Source organism: Microbacterium sp. VKM Ac-2923 (genome assembly GCF_022815605.1).
Classification (GTDB): domain Bacteria; phylum Actinomycetota; class Actinomycetes; order Actinomycetales; family Microbacteriaceae; genus Microbacterium.
Genome location: NZ_JALGRP010000003.1, coordinates 223934 through 242694 on the forward strand (window position 1 = coordinate 223934; position 18761 = coordinate 242694).

Genomic DNA, 18761 nt, shown 5'->3' on the forward strand with positions numbered 1-18761 from the left:
CCCCAGGGGGGCGGCGCCGCCGTCGTTCGAGTGCGCGCAATCGTGCGAGCACAGGGCGGCGGCGAGCCGACACGGCGTGTTCTGGGCCGATCCCCTGTTCTGGCGCGACGGTGTGCCTAGGGCCGCGACTTCTCCCACTCGTCCATCGTGGGGATCGAGCCTGTCGGCGTCTGCCGCGCGACGGGGATGCGGGTTCCGAGCACCTGGGCCACGACGTCATGGGCGATCTTGGATGCCGTGAGTCCGGCATCCTCGAGGATCTGCTCGCGGGTGGCGTGGTCGATGAACTCATCGGGGATGCCGAGCTCGTCGACGGCCGTGTCGACGCCGGCCTCGCGGAGCACCTGGCGAACCCGCGTGCCGACACCGCCGACCCGGATGCCATCCTCGATGGTGATGACCAGCCGATGCCCGCGGGCGAGGTCGACGATCGACGGCTGCACGGGGATCGCCCAGCGCGGGTCGATGACCGTCGCGTCGATCCCCTGCGCACCGAGCCGTTCGGCGACGTCCATGGCGAGGTGGACCATCGGGCCGATGCCGATCAGCAGCACGTCGTCCTCGGACCCCCGCGCGAGCACGTCGACACCGTCGGAGAGACGCTCGATGGCCTCGAGGTCGGCGGGTATCTTGCCCTTCGGGTAGCGCACCACGGTGGGGGCGTCCTCGACCGCTGTGGCCTCGCGGAACTCCTCGCGCAGGCGAGCAGCGTCTCGCGGAGCGGCGATGCGGATGCCGGGCACCAGCTGCAGCATCGCGAGATCCCAGATGCCGTGGTGGCTCGGGCCGTCGGGGCCGGTCACGCCGGCGCGATCCAGGACGAAAGTGACGCCGGCCTTGTGCAGCGCGACGTCCATCATCACCTGATCGAACGCGCGGTTCATGAAGGTGGCGTAGATGGCGACGACGGGGTGCAGGCCACCGAAGGCGAGACCCGCAGCGGAGGCCACGGCGTGCTGTTCGGCGATACCGACGTCGTAGACACGCTCGGGGAAGCGCTCAGCGAACTTCTGCAGCCCGGTGGGACGCAGCATCGCGGCCGTCATGGCGATGACGTCGTCACGCTCGGCGCCGACCTCCGCGAGCTCATCCGCGAACACGTCCGTCCACTGCAGACCGCCGCCCGCACCGAGCGCCTCACCGGTGATGGGGTCGATCTTGCCGACGGCGTGGAACTGGTCGGCCTCGTCGCTCATCGCGGGGGCGTAGCCGCTGCCCTTGTCGGTAATCGCGTGCACGATCACGGGGGCGCCGTAGGACTTGGCCAGTTCGAGCGTCTCGATGAGTGACTCGAAGTCGTGCCCGTCGATCGGTCCGAGGTACTTGATGTCGAGGTTGCTGTACAGAGCCTCGTTGTTGGTGAAGCGCGACAGGAAGCCGTGCGTGCCGCCGCGCACCCCGCGGTACACGGCGCGAGCGGCCGGGCCGAGGCGGCGGAACAGCGTGTCGGAGCCGCGGTGCAGCGTCCGATAGGCGTCGTTCGTGCGCACGCGATTGAGGTACCGCGCCATGCCGCCGATGGTCGGGGCGTAGGAGCGGCCGTTGTCGTTGACGACGATGACGAGATTTCGGTCGTTGTCGTCGCTGATGTTGTTCAGCGCCTCCCACGTCATCCCGCCGGTGAGGGCGCCGTCGCCGACGACGGCGACGACGTGACGGTCGCGACGACCCGTGCGACTGAAAGCGCGCGAGACTCCGTCAGCCCAGCTCAGGGAGCTCGAGGCGTGTGACGACTCGACCACGTCGTGTTCGCTCTCGGAGCGCTGCGGATAGCCGGCGAGTCCGCCGCGGGAGCGGAGTTCCGAGAAGTCCTGACGGCCGGTGAGCATCTTGTGCACGTACGACTGATGGCCGGTGTCGAAGATGATCGGGTCGGAGGGCGAGTCGAAGACCTTGTGCAGAGCGATCGTCAACTCGACGACACCGAGGTTGGGGCCGAGGTGACCCCCGGTACGGGCGACGTTCTCGACGAGGAACGAACGCACCTCGGCGGCCAGCTGCCGCAGCTCATCGGGGGTGAGCGCGTCGAGGTCGCGGGGTCCATGAATGCCGGTCAGGAGAGCCATCCGACTCCTCTCGTGCGGTACACGCAGTGGTGCGTATACGGGTCGATTCTAGTCTCGGGGGTCGCATCGAGGCCCGGCAGGGCTTGCGCGCGGCGTCGGAGCCGGGTCCCGTACGCGATCGCCTGGGCGGCGACCGGATACGGCCGGATCGGCTGACACGGCTCGCCGTCGAATGCGATGTGCCCCGGGAGCGGCAGCTCCCGGGGCACATCCGTGCGTCGTGAATCAGACGAGCGAGCGCAGCACGTACTGCAGGATGCCGCCGTTGCGGTAGTAGTCGGCCTCACCGGGGGTGTCGATGCGGACCACGGCCTCGAACGTGACGGTCTGCTTGCTCTCGGGCGAGAACTCGCTCGGCTCGGCCGTGACCTTGACCGCCTTGGGCGTCACGCCCTCGTTCAGCTGCTCGAGACCCTCGATCGAGATGATCTCGGTTCCATCCAGACCCAGCGTCTTCCAGGACTCGCCGGCGGGGAACTGCAGCGGGACGACGCCCATGCCGATGAGGTTCGAACGGTGGATGCGCTCGAAGCTCTCGGTAATGACCGCCTTGACGCCGAGGAGCTTGGTTCCCTTGGCCGCCCAGTCGCGGGACGAGCCCGAGCCGTACTCCTTGCCGCCGAAGATCACCAGCGGAGTGTCCTGCGCCTGATAGTTCTGGCTCGCGTCGTAGATGTACGACTTCGGGCCGCCCTCCTGCGTGAAGTCGCGGGTCCAGCTGCCTTCGATGATCTGACCGTCGTTTACGGCGGCGACCATCTCGTTCTTCAGGCGGATGTTGGCGAAGGTGCCGCGGATCATGACCTCGTGGTTGCCACGGCGCGAGCCGTAGGAGTTGAAGTCCTTCTGCGCGACCCCGTGCTCGGTCAAGTACTGCGCGGCGGGGGTGCCCGCCTTGATGTTGCCGGCCGGGCTGATGTGGTCGGTGGTCACCGAATCGCCCAGCGTCGCCATGACGCGCGCACCGGTGATGTCGCGCACCGGGTCGGGCTGCATGGTCATGCCGTCGAAGTAGGGGGCCTTGCGCACGTACGTGGAGTCGGCATCCCACTCGAAGATCGGGCCGGTGGGGGTGGGCAGGTTCTTCCACCGCTCGTCGCCCTCGAACACGGTGGCGTACTGCTGGATGAACTGCTCACGCGAGATCGACGCATCGATGATGGTCTGCACCTGGTCGGGCGCGGGCCAGATGTCCTTGAGGAAGACGTCGGCGCCGTTCTGGTCCTTGCCGAGCGCATCGGTCTCGAAGTCGAAGTTCATCGAGCCGGCGAGAGCGTAGGCGACCACCAGCGGCGGCGAGGCCAGGTAGTTCATCTTCACGTCGGGGCTGATGCGACCCTCGAAGTTGCGGTTGCCCGAGAGCACCGCGGTGACGGCGAGATCGTGCTCGTTGACGGCCGCGGACACCTCTTCGATGAGCGGACCCGAGTTGCCGATGCAGATCGTGCACCCGTAGCCGACGGTGTAGAAGCCGAGGCCCTCGAGCGACTTGTCGAGGCCCGACTTCTCGTAGTAGTCGGTAACGACCTTCGAGCCCGGTCCGAGCGTCGTCTTGACCCACGGCTTGCGCGTCAGGCCCTTGTCGACGGCGTTCTTGGCGAGCAGGCCCGCCGCGATCATGACCGAGGGGTTCGAGGTGTTGGTGCACGACGTGATGGCGGCCAGGGTGACGGCGCCGTTGTCGAGCAGGTACGACTGCCCGTCGGGCGTCGTCACGTGAACCGGGTTCGAGGCGTTGACCGGGTGCCCCGACGAGATGAGCACCTCGCTGTCGGTGACGTCTTCCTCTTCTTCGCCGGGGACCGAACCGGGGTCGGAGGCGGGGAAGGTGCCGTCGACTTCGAGGTCGACGATCGAGTCCGAGACCGACGCGTCGGCGTAGTTCAGGATGTCCTTCTCGAACTGCGACTTCGCCTCGGACAGCAGGATGCGGTCCTGCGGGCGCTTCGGGCCCGCGATCGAGGGGACGACGGTCGAGAGGTCCAGCTCGATGAACTCGCTGAACGAGAGTTCGCGCGACGGGTCGTGCCACAGCTTCTGCTCTTTGGCGTACGCCTCGACCAGGTCGACGGTCTGCTCGTCGCGACCGGTGAGGCGCAGGTACTCGAGGGTGACGTCGTCGATCGGGAACATCGCGGCCGTCGAACCGAACTCGGGGCTCATGTTGCCGATGGTGGCGCGGTTGGCCAGCGGCACCGAGGCGACGCCCTCGCCGTAGAACTCGACGAACTTGCCGACGACGCCGTGCTTGCGCAGCATGTCGGTGATGGTGAGCACGACGTCGGTCGCGGTGACGCCGGCGGGGATCTCGCCGGTGAGCTTGAAGCCGACGACGCGCGGGATGAGCATCGACACGGGCTGACCGAGCATGGCCGCCTCGGCCTCGATACCGCCGACGCCCCAACCGAGCACGCCCAGGCCGTTGACCATCGTGGTGTGCGAGTCGGTGCCGACGCAGGTGTCGGGGTAGGCGCGCAGGACGCCGTCGACCGTGCGATCGTAGATGACCTTGGCCAGGTGCTCGATGTTGACCTGGTGGACGATGCCCGTTCCCGGGGGCACCACCTTGAAGTCGTCGAACGCCGTCTGTCCCCAGCGCAGGAACTGATACCGCTCGCCGTTTCGCTCGTACTCGATCTCGACGTTGCGCTCGAGGGCGTTCTCGCTGCCGAACAGGTCGGCAATCACCGAGTGGTCGATGACCATCTCGGCGGGCGAGAGCGGGTTGATTTTGTTGGGGTCGCCGCCCAAGGCGGTGACGGCCTCGCGCATGGTGGCGAGGTCGACGATGCAGGGAACACCCGTGAAGTCCTGCATAACCACGCGGGCGGGCGTGAACTGGATCTCGGTGTCGGGGTCGGCCGTGGGCACCCACGAACCGAGCGCCTGGATCTGCTCCTTGGTGACGTTCGCGCCATCCTCGGTGCGGAGCAGGTTCTCGAGCAGCACCTTGAGGCTGAAGGGGAGCTTCTCGTGACCGGCGACAGTGTCGATACGGAAGATCTCGTAGTCGGTGCTGCCGACCGTCAGGGTGCTCTTAGCACCGAAGCTGTCAACCGTGGACACGATCGTCTCCTTCGTCGGCGAATGCGCAGGCGTCGGCCCGCTGGGGACCATCTTCCCCGCGTGGCGAACCCGATTCCAGGAAGGTCGACCTAACCGCGCGAGGGGACGGATTTATCTTGATGTCAAGATAATATCAGGACTCGCGACGCGGTGAGAGAGAACGCACCACGAGCCAGGTCACCGCGAGCATCGGCGCGAACAGCGGCAGCCCCATGACGATCTTCAGGGTGCCGAGCGCGGTCACGTCCCCCGCCAAGTACATCGGAAGCTGCACGATGAGGCGCGCCGCGAACAGGGCCGCCCAGGCGACCGACAGCCAGGTGTAGGCGCGGCGCTTGCGACGATCGGCGCGCCACCGTGTGCCCTCCCCCAGCAGATACCCCGCGGCCAGGCCGATCAGCGGCCATCCGATGAGTGCCGACACCAGGAAGGCGGTGCCGTACGCGCCGTTGGTGAAGAAGCCCAGGACGAAGTTGTCCTGCCCGCGACCCGTCACCAGCGACAGGACCGCCGCGCCGGCCGTGGCGAGCAGGCCCCCGATCGCCGCGCTCGGCGGTGACTTGGCGATCAGGCGCGCGAGGGTGAACACGACCGCGAGACCCACCGAGACGCCCAGGCTCAGCCAGAGGTTCCCCTGGCGGGTCTCGGGGTCGATCGTGAGCGTGAACAGCACCACGAACGCGAGCGACGGCAGGACGGACTCGAGGATGCCGCGCACCCCGCCCATCGCGGACCACACGGCCGCGCCGGTCGATCCGTGCCGTTGAGGGTCGAGGCCCGCGCGACGTGCGGCGCTGCCGAGGGCGGCGCCGACGCTCTCCGCGGCGGAGGGGGGCTCGAGCGGAACGCGGTCGCCGTCGGGCGCGGGACGCGTCGAGTCGTCGCTCATGCGGTGCCGGGGGTCGACGGCATCCGGAGGGGGATCAGATCGCGCGGCGGCATGGGCGAGGTGCCCCGCACGACGACGATCGAACGGAAGAGGTCTTCGACAGCGGCCGCCGCCTCGATGTCGGAGGTCGCGGCTCCGCCGACGACGCCACGCAAGAACCACCGGGGACCGTCGACGCCCACGAAACGGGCGAGACGCTGCGAAGCGACGTCGGCTCCCGCCATCACCGGCACCTCCGCGAGCAGCTCGGGGCCGAGCGGCCCCTCGCGCTCCTCGACGCGACCGCCCTGCTGCTTGACCTGCTGGCGGATCTGCTCGCGCGTCTCCTCCCACAGCCCGCTCGTGCGCGGGGCGGCGAAGGGCTGCACCTGCAGCGTCGAGTCGGCGTAGTCGAGGCCCACCGCCACGATGCGTTTGGTCTGCTCCTCGACTTCGAGGCGCAGGTTCAAGCCCTCGCGCGGCAGGATCTTGATGCCGCCGAGATCGATGTAGGGGCGGACCGGGTTAGCCTCCGCCTCATCGAAGGGGCCGGCGCTCTCCCGGTCGCCGGGCGCACTCTTGGCGGGCGGGTTCGTGTCGGTCGCCGCCGGTTCCACCTCGGGGGTGGTCTGCGTCTCGTCATCGGTCATCGGGTGCTCCCTTGCAGGCTCTGGTATCCGCTCGATCCGAATCCGCCGTCGCCGCGCACGCTGTCGGGAAGTTCGTCGACGGGGACGAAGCGCACGGGCGGGACGGGCATCACGATGAGCTGGGCTATGCGGTCTCCGACCGCGATGTCGTAGGCCTCGTCGAGGTCGGTGTTCAGCAGCGCCACTTTGATCTCGCCGCGGTACCCGGCATCGATCGTGCCGGGCGCGTTCACGACCGTGATCCCGTGTCTGACGGCGAGACCGCTGCGCGGCATCACGAAGGCGGCGTGCCCCTCCGGGAGGGCGATGCGCACACCCGTCGGGACGAGGGCCCGGCGTCCGGGCTCGAGTCGGACGGCCTCAGCAGCCCTGAGGTCGGCACCGGCGTCGCCGGGGTGGGCGAAGACCGGTGACTCGGATGCGACAATGAGGACATCCACCGTTTCGGTCACCCCACGAGGGTAATGCAGAAGAGGGGGTGCGGCATCCGCACCGCAGCCGAGTATCGCGAGCGTCTGAGTCCTTCGCTGTGGGCGCTCGCCGCCGCCGCCGTGTGCGGGCCGATGGCCGCCGTGGTCTTCTCGCCGCTCGACACCACCCTGGCCCTGTTCATCGGGCTGGCCGTGTCGGTGGCCATCGTGGTGGGTCTGCTCGCCGTCTCGCCCGTCGTGGAAGTCCGCGACGGCGAGTTGCGGGCCGGTCGCGCGCACATCCCCGTCGATCTGCTCGGGGCTCCTGTCGGCGTCGTCGCCGAAGATGCTCGTACGGCCCGCGGGAGCGGTCTCGACCGCCGGGCCTGGCATGTGATCCGGGGCGGCATCGACGGCATCGTCACCGTTGCGGTGACCGATCCGGACGACCCGACCCCTTCGTGGGTGATCTCGACCCGCACGCCGGATCGCCTCGTTGCGGCGATCCAGCGCGCTCAGGTCAGGCTGCGCACTCCAGGCAGATGAAGCCGGGGCCGCTCTCTTCCGCGATCTGGGAGCGGTGCTTCACCAGGAAGCAGCTCATGCAGGTGAACTCATCTTCCTGCGCGGGGAGGACGACGACATCGAGCTCGATGTCGGACAGGTCGGCGCCGGGCAGTTCGAAGCCCGAGGGGTTGTCGGCATCCTCGTTGTCGATCGACCCCGACGCCTTGTCGGGCACGCGCTCCTTGAGGGCCTCGATCGACTCGCTGTCGTCCTCGGTCTTGCGCGGTGCGTCGTAATCGGTTGCCATGCGTGCAGGTCTCTACTTCCGGATTTCGTGTTGCTGTGCCCCATCGGGTGCCCGATCGGGCGGCCATAGTTTGCATGACACGTCTTCGATAAGCAAATGCTCCCGGAGGCGTGTGCGTGTCGGGCGAGGCGTGAAACTCGCGGCGCGCCCGCGATATTCCCGTCAGGGCGCGGTGAGCATGTCAGCATGGGCGCTGACCGCAGATCGGAGGGGTGTTTCGCATGGAACAGCTCAAAGTCATCGGAACCGAGGATGACGTCCTCGTCGTGGCGACCCAGGCAGGCGAACGCTTCGCCCTCGCGCTCGACGAGGTGCTGCGCGCGGAAGCGCGCCGCGCGCGTCGTGGCCGAGAGGACGACGACCGCGCTCCGCGCCCGAGTCCTCGCGAGATCCAAGCGCACATCCGTGCCGGCATGTCGGCTCAGGAGGTGGCGTCGCTGCTGAACGCCCGCGTCGAAGACGTCGAGCGCTTCGAGGGCCCGGTCCTGGCCGAGCGCGAGCACGTCGTCAGCCAGGCCCTTTCGGTGCCGGTGCTGTTGGGGGGCACTCTCGAGCACGATGCCCCCGTCACCTTCGGCGAAGCGGTGCGGGGCAAGCTCGCCGACGCCGGCGCCTCGGCCGAGAGGTGGACGAGCTGGAAAGAGGGTCCGAGCTGGATGGTCAAGCTCGAGTTCACCGCCAACGGAGTCGACCACGACGCCCGCTGGGGATTCGATCCGCGCCGCAGCACGCTCTCGCCGCAGAATGCCGACGCGATCCAGCTGTCGCGCCAGGGATCGCTGCCTGAGGGGCTCATTCCCCGCCTGCGCGCCCTGGACACGGTGCAGAAGGACGACTCGCGATTCGACAGCGGGTCATTCGGTCCGCGCCGTCTCGACATCGAGGACGAACCGGGCGTGGAAGCCACGGGGCCGATCGCGCCGGCCGTGCAGGCCGCCGCCATCAAGCGCGCCCCCGACGCCCCCGTGACCTCGGCAGAGACCGCCGACCTTCTCGAGGCGCTCCGCCGCCGTCGCGGTCAGCGCGAACCGCTGCCGGGCACCGCCGAGACCGAAGCCGACCCCGAGCCGCGTCCGGTGGGCGCGCCCGTCGCGCTGTTCGACGCCGTCGAGCCGGGGTACGTCGACGAGCCCGACACCCCTGCGCCCGAGCCCGAACGGCCGCAGTCCGACTCCGCCCGCCGCGCCAAGGGCCGCCCGTCGATGCCGTCGTGGGACGAGATCGTCTTCGGTGCGCGCTCCGACGAAAGCTGACGACCCACCCTCGACGGATGCCGGTGTCCCGGCATCCGGACTGCGGTCCTCCCGAAACGCCGGCTGAGGGCTCAGGCGAAGGCGCCGAGTCGCAGGAGGGGGACCGTTCGCTCCTCGTCGGTAAGAGATCCGTGCTGGCCGATCATCCGCTGCGGGCGCTTGTCGGGCTCGCGGTCGTCGTAATACGCGAAGCGGCCGCGGGCCGCGACCAGCACATCACCGATCCGGGGACGCACCTCGTCGTCCACCGTACCGAAGAGCCCCGCGGCGATCGCCTCGTCACGGGTCACGACCCAGGCCCGCGCGGCCTCGTCCGTCTTCCACGCCGCCGCCACGGCATCCGCTCGCCCCTCTTCGGCATAGAGGTGGAGCATGCGCGGCTCACCGCCGACGAGGGCGACGCCGTCGAGCCGCGGGTCACCCTCGCCCAGAAGAACATGCTTGTGCGCCGGTACGTCGACCATGCCGTGGTCCGCGGTGAAGACCACGCCGGTCCCCGGATCGATGAGGTCGGCGAGTCGGCGGGCGGCCGCGTCGACGCGTTCGAGCGCATCGGTCCACCGGTCGGACTCCCAACCGTCACGGTGCCCGGCCGTGTCGAGCTCGGGAGCGTACAGATACGTGAGTGAGCCCGGGTGACGCGCAGCCAGCTCGGCCGCCAGGCGCACCCGCTCGTCGAGATCGTCGGAGGGGAAGAACTCCGCTCCCCTCAGCGTCGCCTCGGTGAAGCCGCTGCGGGTGTAGATCGACTTCGAGACGACGAACGCGCGACCGGCGTGCGCGGCGAGCAGCGGCTCACGACGCTGCCACGAATGGGGATCGAGTCCGTCCGTCTCCCACCCGTGCAGCTGATTCGAGGCGATCATGGTGCCGGGAATGCGCGCGCGGTACCCGACGATGCCGTGCTCCCCCGGGTCGGCACCGGTCAGCAGGCTCGTCAGCGCGGCGGCCGTCGTCGAGGGGAACACCGTGCGAGCGACGTCGCGACGACCGCCGGCCGCGGCGAGGAAACGGGCGTGCCCGCGGCGGGCTGCGAGGTTGTGGGAGCCGAGTCCGTCGACGAGGAAGACGATGACGCTGCGTGCGGGGCTGAACCAGTCGGAGGTCCCGCCCAGTGCCGCGATGGACTGCGTCAGCACACCGGTGAGGCTCCGAGAGCGCGGCGGGTCCGCCGGTAGGCTGAATGACATCGGGGCAAGTCTCCCATACGGCTCCCGATCCTCGTCCGTTTCGGACGCCCGCCCGACCCGAGGCCGCTCTCATGCCCGATTCCCGTTCCCCCGCTGCGGCGACGCAGCCCGTTGTCGAGCGCATCGAAGACGTCGATGTCTCGACCGAGATGCAGGGGTCGTTCCTCGAGTACGCCTACTCGGTCATCTACTCGCGCGCCCTGCCCGACGCCCGCGACGGCCTCAAGCCCGTCCAGCGACGCATCCTGTACCAGATGGCGGAGATGGGGCTGCGCCCCGACCGCGGCCACGTCAAGAGCGCGCGCGTCGTCGGCGAGGTGATGGGAAAGCTCCACCCCCACGGCGACGCACCCATCTACGACGCCCTCGTGCGCCTCGCGCAGCACTTCACACTGCGCGTGCCGCTCGTCGACGGTCACGGCAACTTCGGCTCCCTCGACGACGGCCCGGCCGCGTCGCGGTACACCGAGGCGCGTCTGGCCCCGCCGGCCCTCGCTCTCACCGAAGACCTCGATGAGGACGTCGTCGACTTCATCCCCAACTACGACGGCCAGTTCCAGCAGCCCGAGGTACTGCCCGCCGCTTTCCCGAATCTGCTGGTCAACGGCGCAACGGGCATCGCGGTCGGCATGGCCACCAACATGGCTCCGCACAACCTCGTCGAGGTCGTCGCCGCCGCGACACACCTGCTCGAGCATCCGGATGCCACGGTGGACGAGCTCATGGAGTTCGTTCCCGGCCCCGACCTGCCGACGGGCGGCATCATCGTCGGGCTCGACGGCATCAAGGACGCGTACACCCACGGCCGCGGCACTTTCCGCACGCGGGCGAAGGCCTCGATCGAGTCGCTCGGGCCGCGACGCACCGGCATCGTCATCACGGAGCTGCCCTACCTCGTCGGCGCCGAGCGCGTCATCGAGAAGATCAAGGACGCGGTTCAGGCGAAGAAGCTCACCGGCATCGCCGATGTGACCGACCTCTCGGACCGGCATCACGGGCTCCGGTTGGTCATCGGCATCAAGACCGGCTTCGACCCCAAGGCGGTTCTCGAGCACCTCTATCGACTGACCCCGCTCGAGGACTCGTTCGGTATCAACAACGTCGCCCTGGTCGACGGACAGCCGCAGACCCTCGGATTGCGCGACCTTCTGCGCGTGTACCTCGATCACCGCATCCGCGTCGTCACGCGGCGGAGCGAGTACCGGCTGGCGCGCAAGCGTGAACGCCTTCACCTCGTCGAAGGTCTGCTCATCGCCATCCTCGACATCGACGAGGTCATCCAGGTCATCCGATCCTCCGATGACGGCGAGCAGGCCCGTACGAAGCTGCAGGAGGTCTTCGATCTCTCGCATCCCCAGGCCGAGTACATCCTCGAACTGCGGTTGCGGCGCTTGACGAAGTTCTCCCGCATCGAGCTGGAAGCCGAGCGCGACCAGTTGAAAGCCGAGATCGCGCAGCTCGTCGAGTTGCTCGGCAGCGAGACCCTGCTGCGCCAGCAGGTGGCGCAAGAATTGGATGCCGCGGCCGAGGCGTACGGCACCCCACGGCGCACGATGCTGCTGAACGGGGGGCCGGTGCAGCCCCGCTCGACGAAGGCTGCGGCCGCCGCTGACCTGCAGATCGCCGACGCCCCCTGCCGCGTCTACCTCTCGGCCACCGGGCGTCTGGTGCGCGCCGAACTCGTCGCGGACGCACCGGGCGGCGGCGTCGTGGCACCGACGCGGCGATCGAAGCACGACGCGATCAGATCGTCGGTCGACACGACCACGCGCGGAGACATCGGCGCGGTGACCTCTGCCGGACGCCTCCTGCGGTTCTCCCCCGTCGACCTGCCCTCGGTCCCGGCCAACTCGGTGCAGGTGGCCGCGGGAATCAGGGTCGAGCAGTACCTGCCTCTGGGCAAGGGCGAGAAGGTCATCGCCGTCGTTCCCCTCACCGACGGCCCCACCATCGCCCTCGGCACGGAGAACGGTGTCGTCAAGCGCGTCGCCGCGAGCGAGCTCGGGGCGAAGGACGAGATCGAGATCATCGCGCTGCGCGACGGTGACCGCGTCGTGGGCGCGGCCCCGGCGGGCGACAACGCCGAACTGGTGTTCGTCGCCAGCGACGCCCAGCTGCTGCGCTTCGACGCCTCGTCGGTACGGCCGCAAGGTCGCTCGGCGGGCGGGATGGCCGGCATCCGGCTCTCCGAGGGTGCGCACGTCATCGCATTCGCGGTCGTGGGCGCGTCCGCCTTCGACGCGGTCGTGGTCACCATCGCCGGTTCGTCGGCAGCGCTGCCCGGAACCGATGCCGGAAGTGCCAAGGTGTCGGCCTTCACCGAGTTCCCCGCCAAGGGGCGTGCCACCGGCGGCGTCCGTGCGCAGCGCCTGCTGCGCGGTGAGGACGCCCTCGTGCTCGCCTGGGTCGGCACGGAACCGCGCGCGGTGGGGACCGACGGATCGGTGCGGACGCTGCCAGAGTCGGGTGCGAAGCGCGACGCCTCGGGTCAGCCCCTCGACTCCGCGCTCGGCGCGATCGGAACCGTCGTCCGCTGAGCCGCTGACGCCGTCTCGCGCGGGGCGCACAGCGACGGACGCCGCAGCCGACACGCTGTTCTGGGCGGCGCTCGGGCGGCGGTTCGGGGAATTCGTCCGCCGCTGTGCGCGACGAGACGAGAGCGCCAGAATTCGCCGCCGCTGCACGGCAAAGCGGGAGCGTCGGGATTCGCCCGCCGTTGTGCGCGGCGAGGCTGCGGGCCGCGGGATCCGTCCGCCGCTGCACGGCAAAGCGGGAGCGTCGGGATTCGCCCGCCATTGTGCGCGACGGGGCGGGAGCGTTGGGATCCGCCCGCCGTTTCGCGGCGAAGCGGAGCGTCGGGATCCGCCCGCCGTCGTGCGCGGCGAGGCCGGCAGTGACGGCGCTAACGATGGTCGCGGGTCAGACGTCGATGCTCTCGCGCGCCAGACGGTCGCTCGACTCGACGATGAACTCGCGGCGCGGTGCGACCTCGCTGCCCATCAGCAGATCGAACACCTGGGCTGCGCCCTCCATGTCTCTGACACGCACGCGACGCAGGGAACGCCCGGAGCGGTCCATGGTGGTGGTGGCGAGCTGGTCGGCATCCATCTCGCCCAGGCCCTTGTATCGCTGGATGGGCTCCTGCCAGCGCTTGTTGCCCTTCTTGAGCCGCGCGAGCAGCGTGTGCAGCTCCTGCTCGCTGTAGGTGTAGATCATCTCGTTCGGCTTGGATCCGGGGTTGACGACGATCACCCGGTGCAGCGGAGGCACGGCCGCGAAGACGCGCCCGGCCTCGACGAGGGGCCGCATGTAGCGGAAGAACAGTGTCAGGAGCAGCGTGCGGATGTGAGCCCCGTCGACGTCGGCGTCGCTCATCAGGATGATCTTGCCGTAGCGGGCGGCAGCGAGGTCGAAGGAGCGACCGGAACCCGCTCCGATGACCTGGATGATCGACGCGCACTCGGCGTTGGACAGCATGTCGCTGATCGACGCCTTCTGCGTGTTGAGGATCTTTCCGCGGATGGGAAGGAGAGCCTGGTACTCGCTGTTGCGCGCGTCGCGCGCGGTGCCGAGGGCGGAGTTGCCCTCCACGATGAACAGCTCGGAGTTCTCGACATCGTTCGAGCGGCAATCGACCAGCTTCGACGGCAGCGACGAGGACTCCAGCGCGTTCTTGCGACGCTGGGTCTCTTTGTGCGTCCGGGCCGAGATGCGCGCCTTCATCTCGGAGACGATCTTCTCGAGCAGTTGGGCGGTCTGCGTCTTGTCGTCGCGCTTGACCGAAGCGAACCGCGCTGCCAGCTCTCTCTGCACGACCGTGGTGACGATCTGGCGCACCGCGGGAGTGCCCAGCACCTCTTTGGTCTGCCCTTCGAACTGCGGCTCGGGCAAACGCACGGTCAGCACCGCGGTGAGACCGGCGAGGAGGTCGTCTTTCTCGACCTTGTCGTTTCCGACCTTCAGCTTGCGGGCGTTCTGCTCGACCTGGGCGCGCAGCACCTTCATCAGGCCGAGTTCGAAGCCCTGCTGGTGGGTGCCGCCCTTCGGAGTGGCGATGATGTTGACGAAGGAGCGCGACGTGGTGTCGTACCCGGTCCCCCAGCGCACGGCCACGTCGACTTCGCACTCGCGCTGCACCTCGGTGGGCACCATCGACCCCCCCGGTTGCAGCACGGGCACGGTCTCGGTGAACGAACCGGTGCCGGTGAGACGCCACGTGTCGGTCACGGCGGCATCCGGTGCGAGGAACTCCGCGAACTCCGAAATGCCCCCGTCGAAGCGGTAGCTCGTTTCGACGCGTTCTCCGGCGCGGTCGTCGAGCACGACGATCTCGAGCCCGGGGACGAGGAACGCCGTCTGACGGACGCGCTGCACGAGCTCGTCGTGGCCGAAGGCGGCTTCTTTCGTGAAGATCTGGCGGTCCGCCCAGTAGCGGATTCGCGTTCCCGTGACCCCGCGAGCTGCTTTGCCGATGACCCGCAGCTCGCTGCTGCGCTCGAAGGGGGTGAATGCCGAGTCGGGGGTGTCGCCCGCGAACCGCCCCGGCTCACCGCGGTGGAACGACATCGCATAGGTCTTGCCGCCACGGTCGACCTCGACGTCGAGGCGCTCGGATAGCGCGTTCACCACTGACGCGCCCACACCGTGGAGACCGCCGGATGCCGCGTACGAGCCGCCGCCGAACTTGCCGCCGGCGTGGAGCTTGGTGAAGACCACCTCGACGCCGGTCAGACCCGTGCGAGGTTCGACGTCGACCGGGATGCCTCGAGCCCGGTCACGAACCTCGACGCTGCCGTCGGCATGGAGCACGATGTCGATGCGGGTGCCGTGGCCGCCCAGGGCTTCGTCGACGGAGTTGTCGATGATCTCCCACAGGCAGTGCATGAGCCCGCGGGAGTCGGTGGAGCCGATGTACATGCCGGGGCGCTTGCGCACCGCTTCGAGGCCCTCGAGGACCTGCAGGTGGTGGGCGGAGTACTCGGACGTCACGATTGCCCAGCGTAATCGGGGCCACCGACATCGCCTGCAGACACACAGCGGGGTCGGGTCACCGTACGCGCACAGCGAAATGTGATCAAGCCGCGGCATAGAGGAAAGATCCGCGTGGTTGTATATGGAGACTCGCCCACGACCACTTGAGGAGGGCACCCGAGATGACCACCACGACCGCACCCGACGCGACTGTTCTCGACCACCGCCTGACGGCGGCTGATCGCTGTGACTCCTGCGGCGCTCAGGCGTACATCGCCGCCGAGGTCAACGGCAGCGAGCTGCTGTTCTGCGCACACCACGGCCGCAAGTACGAAGAGAAGCTCCGCAGCATCGCCACCTCGTGGCACGACGAGACGGCGCGCCTGAGCTCCGCCGACTGACCTTCACGACGGAACGGGTCCCGACCACCCTTGCGGGTGCAGCGGGGCCCGTTCTGCGTCTCCGGGCCTCAGGACCTGTAAGAGCGCGGGATCGACGGTGACACGCGCAGCGCGATCTCCTCGCCGATGGTGTCGATCAGCTCGGCGAGATCGGTCGCGCTGAAAAATCCGCCGCGGCCGAAAACGATGATCTCGTCGCCCACCGCGGCGTCGTTCCAGGGGGCGAGGACGCACGAGGTCGCTCCGATCTGCTCGACACGGCGGGGTCCCTCGGGGGTGACGACGTCGAAACGGCCGGCGAGGGTGCTCGGCAAGCCGTGCAGGCTGCCCACGTCGAGGTGGACGCCCCTCGGGTCGATCGTCGTGACGGTCGCAGCGAGGCACGCGATGGGCTCGATGCCGAGCTCGGCTTCGCCCGGGCCTCCCGCAGGACGAATGCCGTACGAGAACGCTCCGACACGCACGAGGTCTTCGCGGAACTCGCCGCGGGCGAATCCGGCGGCACTGGCGGCGAGGTGCGAGAAGCGGGCTACCAGTCCCGCTTCCCGCGCTGCGGCACGCGCCTCGAGGAACAGCGCGCGGGCGTCGTCGTCGTCGGCGTCCGAGGCCTCGGAGATGTGCGACCACACGCCCTCGAACATCGCACGACCGCCGTCGACGAGCTCTGCGGTCCGGGACAGCGCGGCATCCCAGCGCTCGGGACGGATGCCGTTGCGGTGGAGGCCCGTATCGATCTTGAGGTGGATGCGGGCGGGGCGACCGGCAGACAGCCCGGCCAGGTCTTCGAGCAGCGCCTCATCGCCAATACCGAGATCGAGGTCGGCCGCAACCCCGGCTGCGAGGTCGTCGGAACCGTCGATCAGCCAGACGAAGATGCGCGCGTCAGGACCCGCCACGGCGCGCACCGCGGCACCGGTGACGACATCGAACGCTCCGAACCACCGGACCCCCTCGTCCCACGCCCGGCGCACCACGGCCTCGAGCCCGTGTGCGTAGGCGTCGTCTTTGACCACGAGCATGTGCGCGGCCGGCGCGACGGCCTCGCGCACCCGGCGGAGGTTCCGTGCGAAGGCGTCGAGATCGACGCGGTAGACGGCGCTCACGCGGCGACCCGACGGTCGACCCGAGAGCCGGCGATCGCGATGATCTCGGCCGCGCTCCAGTGGGTGGCGTCCGTCCACTCGGCGAGCGAGGGATGTCCCTCGCCCGGGTCGCCGAAGAAGACGACCTCCGTTCCACGAAGGATCGGGGTGTCGCCGACGTCGACGACGCAGACGTCCATGGCGACCCGGCCCACGATCGGGTGTCGGTCGCCCCCGATCACGACGGTCGTCACGTTGCCCAACGAGCGGACGACCCCCTGCGCATACCCGCCGGTGACGAGCGCGATGGTCGTATCACGCGACGCACGATGTGTGTAGCCGTAGGAGACGCCCTCGCCGCGCAGGAGCGGCTTGGTTCCCAGGACCCGACCGCGCAGCGACATGACCGGCCGCGTGCCCGAACCGGGAAGACCGAACAGGGTCGCGGCGTCGAGCGTCGCGGCATCCACTCCGAGATCCGAGAGCACGGATGCCACCCACGCGGCGCCGTGACCCCAGCCGTCCGCGGCGAGCACGTCATCGTGACCGCCCACCGCGAGTCGGACATTGTGCCGCAGCGCCGATTCCGACACCAGAGCGACAGGCGCTCCTCCCGTGGCCCCGGGCGTGCGGGCGGGGAGCGTGGAGGTCACGCCTCTAGAATAACGTGGTCCGTCATCCCCGATCCCGGAGCGTGCATGCCTGCCCACGGCTTCTCCCCCGTCACCCGTCTGCGATACCTCGCCGGACGTGCCCGCCGCATCGACGTGGGCTCGGTGATCGAACGAGCCAAGGAGGCCTCGGCACAGCACGGCAAGTCTCTGCCGCTCGTCGTCGCCGACATGCTCGTGCAGGCCGGCGTGAAGAACGTCGGGTTCCAGGACTACATCGACTACGACTTCGCGATCCTCACCCCGGCCGAGCGCGCGACGTACATGACGCACCCGGTGTCAAATCAGATCTCGCAGAAGTACGACCACCCCGACTACCGAGGCATCTTCCAGGACAAGGTGGCGTTCGACCGCCGTTTCAGCGAGTTCCTCCGCCGCGAGTGGATGGTGGTCGAGACCGACAACAGCGACGAGCTGCGCGCGTTCGCCGAGCGGCTGGGGACCATCGTGACCAAGGAGCCGGTCGGACAGGCCGGTACCGGCGTGCACCGCTACCACGCGTCCGAGGTCGAGGACTGGGGGGCGTTCCACCGCGGCCTGCTCGAGCGCGGCGAGATCCTCGTCGAAGAGGTCATCCGCCAGCACGACGACCTCGCGGCGGTCTGCCCCGGCACCGTCAACACCACGCGCGTGACGGCCTTCTTCGACGGCGAGAAGACCCACATCCTCGCGATGGCCCAGAAGTTCGGTCGCGGAGCCGTCAGCGACCAGATGACCTTCGGCGGCTTCTACACGATGCTCGATGAGAACGGTCACTCCCTCGGCGCCGGGTACGACTCGCACGGGCACGTCCACGAGGTGCACCCCGATTCGGGCGTCCGCATCGCCGACTTCCAGCTTCCGCTGATCGACGAGGTCAAGGCGTTCGTCGATCAGGTCGCGCGCGTCGTGCCGCAGGTGCAGTACGTCGGCTGGGACATCGTCGTCGGCCCCGACGGCCCCGTGCTCGTCGAGGGCAACTGGGGCGCCGGTGTCTACGAGAACAAGCCGAGCGTGACGGGCATCCGCACCGGTCACAAGCCCCGCTATCAGGCCGCGATCGGGTTCTGATCCCGGATGCCGTGAGGCCCGCTTCCGCGAGGAGCGGGCCTTCCGCATTCCCCGGCGGCGTCGACGGGCTGAGTCGTGCGGCGTCGAGGAGCGTGACCGTCGAGAACCCTGAGGTCGTCGAGGGTCCGGGGGTCCCGGTGGCTTGGACGAGCTCAACCACCTGGGTGGGAGGGTGACCGGCTGGGGTGGGAGGACCCTGAGCTCGTCGAAGGGCCCGGCGCCGCGTCACGGCATCCGGATACCGCGAAGGCCCGCCCCGAGAACGGGAC

General features: G+C 69.1%; 15 protein-coding genes. 5 read left to right on the forward strand and 10 right to left on the reverse strand.

Annotation, left to right across the window (positions count from 1 at the left end):
- Positions 1-116 precede the first annotated feature (116 nt).
- The 5 genes from dxs to dut form a co-directional block, all read right to left on the reverse strand.
- Positions 117-2066 carry a 1-deoxy-D-xylulose-5-phosphate synthase gene (dxs, locus tag MT347_RS06925; RefSeq protein ID WP_243499447.1) on the reverse strand — a complete coding sequence of 650 codons (1950 nt, stop codon included), beginning with the start codon at positions 2064-2066 and terminating at the stop codon, positions 117-119.
- A 225-nt stretch (positions 2067-2291) separates the two neighbouring features.
- Positions 2292-5132: an aconitate hydratase AcnA gene (gene acnA, locus MT347_RS06930; protein ID WP_308194218.1), complete on the reverse strand. Its 2841-nt coding sequence runs from the start codon at positions 5130-5132 to the stop codon at positions 2292-2294.
- A 133-nt stretch (positions 5133-5265) separates the two neighbouring features.
- Positions 5266-6021, reverse strand: a complete 756-nt coding sequence (locus tag MT347_RS06935) for a DUF3159 domain-containing protein (protein WP_243499451.1) — start codon at positions 6019-6021, stop codon at positions 5266-5268.
- Positions 6018-6650 carry a DUF3710 domain-containing protein gene (locus MT347_RS06940; protein ID WP_243499453.1) on the reverse strand — a complete coding sequence of 211 codons (633 nt, stop codon included), beginning with the start codon at positions 6648-6650 and terminating at the stop codon, positions 6018-6020. The genes MT347_RS06935 and MT347_RS06940 overlap by 4 nt, the downstream gene beginning before the upstream one ends.
- Positions 6647-7102, reverse strand: coding sequence for a dUTP diphosphatase (dut, locus tag MT347_RS06945; protein WP_243499455.1), 456 nt, complete (start codon positions 7100-7102; stop codon positions 6647-6649). The genes MT347_RS06940 and dut overlap by 4 nt, the downstream gene beginning before the upstream one ends.
- A gap of 12 nt (positions 7103-7114) precedes the next feature.
- On the opposite strand from dut, the gene MT347_RS06950 reads away from it, so the two are divergent.
- Entirely contained in the window at positions 7115-7606 is a 492-nt protein-coding gene (locus MT347_RS06950) for a DUF3093 domain-containing protein (RefSeq protein WP_243499457.1), read from the forward strand.
- Here the strand turns inward: MT347_RS06950 and MT347_RS06955 are convergent.
- On the reverse strand, positions 7581-7874 hold the full coding sequence (locus MT347_RS06955; RefSeq protein ID WP_058233180.1) for a DUF4193 domain-containing protein: 294 nt from the start codon (positions 7872-7874) through the stop codon (positions 7581-7583). The two genes, MT347_RS06950 and MT347_RS06955, sit on opposite strands and share 26 nt — an antisense overlap.
- Before the next feature lie 221 nt (positions 7875-8095).
- Between MT347_RS06955 and sepH the strand changes: the two genes are divergently transcribed.
- Positions 8096-9127 (forward strand): septation protein SepH, encoded by a 1032-nt coding sequence (gene sepH, locus MT347_RS06960; RefSeq protein ID WP_243499459.1) that lies wholly within the window; start codon positions 8096-8098, stop codon positions 9125-9127.
- A gap of 71 nt (positions 9128-9198) precedes the next feature.
- On the opposite strand, the gene MT347_RS06965 is transcribed toward sepH, so the two are convergent.
- Entirely contained in the window at positions 9199-10317 is a 1119-nt protein-coding gene (locus tag MT347_RS06965; RefSeq protein WP_243499461.1) for an alkaline phosphatase family protein, read from the reverse strand.
- A 71-nt stretch (positions 10318-10388) separates the two neighbouring features.
- On the opposite strand from MT347_RS06965, the gene MT347_RS06970 reads away from it, so the two are divergent.
- Positions 10389-12854: a DNA topoisomerase (ATP-hydrolyzing) subunit A gene (locus MT347_RS06970; protein ID WP_243499463.1), complete on the forward strand. Its 2466-nt coding sequence runs from the start codon at positions 10389-10391 to the stop codon at positions 12852-12854.
- 382 nt (positions 12855-13236) lie between these two features.
- On the opposite strand, the gene MT347_RS06975 is transcribed toward MT347_RS06970, so the two are convergent.
- Positions 13237-15309: a type IIA DNA topoisomerase subunit B gene (locus MT347_RS06975; RefSeq protein ID WP_243499786.1), complete on the reverse strand. Its 2073-nt coding sequence runs from the start codon at positions 15307-15309 to the stop codon at positions 13237-13239.
- Between the two features lie 161 nt (positions 15310-15470).
- Here MT347_RS06975 and MT347_RS06980 point away from each other — a divergent pair, with 161 nt between their 5' ends.
- Positions 15471-15689 carry a hypothetical protein gene (locus tag MT347_RS06980; protein WP_243499465.1) on the forward strand — a complete coding sequence of 73 codons (219 nt, stop codon included), beginning with the start codon at positions 15471-15473 and terminating at the stop codon, positions 15687-15689.
- 68 nt (positions 15690-15757) lie between these two features.
- Here the strand turns inward: MT347_RS06980 and MT347_RS06985 are convergent, their stop codons facing one another.
- Together MT347_RS06985 and MT347_RS06990 are read right to left on the reverse strand one after the other, a co-directional pair.
- Positions 15758-16792: an alanine racemase gene (locus MT347_RS06985; protein WP_243499467.1), complete on the reverse strand. Its 1035-nt coding sequence runs from the start codon at positions 16790-16792 to the stop codon at positions 15758-15760.
- A complete protein-coding gene (locus MT347_RS06990; RefSeq protein WP_243499469.1) occupies positions 16789-17424 on the reverse strand; it encodes an alanine racemase C-terminal domain-containing protein in 636 nt (211 codons plus the stop codon). The genes MT347_RS06985 and MT347_RS06990 overlap by 4 nt, the downstream gene beginning before the upstream one ends.
- A gap of 45 nt (positions 17425-17469) precedes the next feature.
- On the opposite strand from MT347_RS06990, the gene MT347_RS06995 reads away from it, so the two are divergent.
- Positions 17470-18492 (forward strand): sugar-transfer associated ATP-grasp domain-containing protein, encoded by a 1023-nt coding sequence (locus MT347_RS06995; RefSeq protein WP_243499471.1) that lies wholly within the window; start codon positions 17470-17472, stop codon positions 18490-18492.
- Positions 18493-18761: the final 269 nt, after the last annotated feature.

Excerpts from the sequence above, each read along its gene's own strand:
- dxs (WP_243499447.1), bottom strand. The coding sequence starts at position 2,066 with ATGGCTCTCCTGACCGGCATTCATGGACCCCGCGACCTCGACGCGCTC.
- MT347_RS06935 (WP_243499451.1), bottom strand. The coding sequence starts at position 6,021 with ATGAGCGACGACTCGACGCGTCCCGCGCCCGACGGCGACCGCGTTCCG.
- MT347_RS06940 (WP_243499453.1), bottom strand. The coding sequence starts at position 6,650 with ATGACCGATGACGAGACGCAGACCACCCCCGAGGTGGAACCGGCGGCG.
- MT347_RS06950 (WP_243499457.1), top strand. The coding sequence starts at position 7,115 with ATGCAGAAGAGGGGGTGCGGCATCCGCACCGCAGCCGAGTATCGCGAG.
- MT347_RS06955 (WP_058233180.1), bottom strand. The coding sequence starts at position 7,874 with ATGGCAACCGATTACGACGCACCGCGCAAGACCGAGGACGACAGCGAG.
- sepH (WP_243499459.1), top strand. The coding sequence starts at position 8,096 with ATGGAACAGCTCAAAGTCATCGGAACCGAGGATGACGTCCTCGTCGTG.
- MT347_RS06965 (WP_243499461.1), bottom strand. The coding sequence starts at position 10,317 with ATGTCATTCAGCCTACCGGCGGACCCGCCGCGCTCTCGGAGCCTCACC.
- MT347_RS06970 (WP_243499463.1), top strand. The coding sequence starts at position 10,389 with ATGCCCGATTCCCGTTCCCCCGCTGCGGCGACGCAGCCCGTTGTCGAG.
- MT347_RS06980 (WP_243499465.1), top strand. The coding sequence starts at position 15,471 with ATGACCACCACGACCGCACCCGACGCGACTGTTCTCGACCACCGCCTG.
- MT347_RS06995 (WP_243499471.1), top strand. The coding sequence starts at position 17,470 with ATGCCTGCCCACGGCTTCTCCCCCGTCACCCGTCTGCGATACCTCGCC.